The sequence below is a fragment of the Photobacterium sp. R1 genome (assembly GCF_054600795.1).
Genome location: NZ_BAAHZP010000893.1, coordinates 1 through 242, shown reverse-complemented (window position 1 = coordinate 242; position 242 = coordinate 1). Strand labels below are relative to the sequence as shown.

General features: G+C 53.7%; 1 pseudogene. It reads left to right on the top strand.

Going from position 1 to position 242, the window contains the following annotated elements:
* Nucleotides 1-148 (top strand): annotated as a pseudogene (locus tag ACYP03_RS27640) (ATP-binding cassette domain-containing protein); the annotation flags it as partial.
* Nucleotides 149-242: the final 94 nt, after the last annotated feature.

Genomic DNA, 242 nt, shown 5'->3' with positions numbered 1-242 from the left:
CATCCAGTTCCGCGACCTGGTATTTAAGGAAATCAAGCAACTGAATATCCCTGCGTTGATGGTTACCCACGATCAGGATGACGTGCCGCCCGATGGTCAGGTATTGCACTGGCCCGCCTCGCTGGAGGAGGAACAGCACCATGCTTGATCGCTACGCCATCAAACTCATCAAAGCGCCGGTTAACGGTGTCGGCTTACTGCTGGCGAAAACCCCTTTCACCGCCAATCAAATTACTGTCACC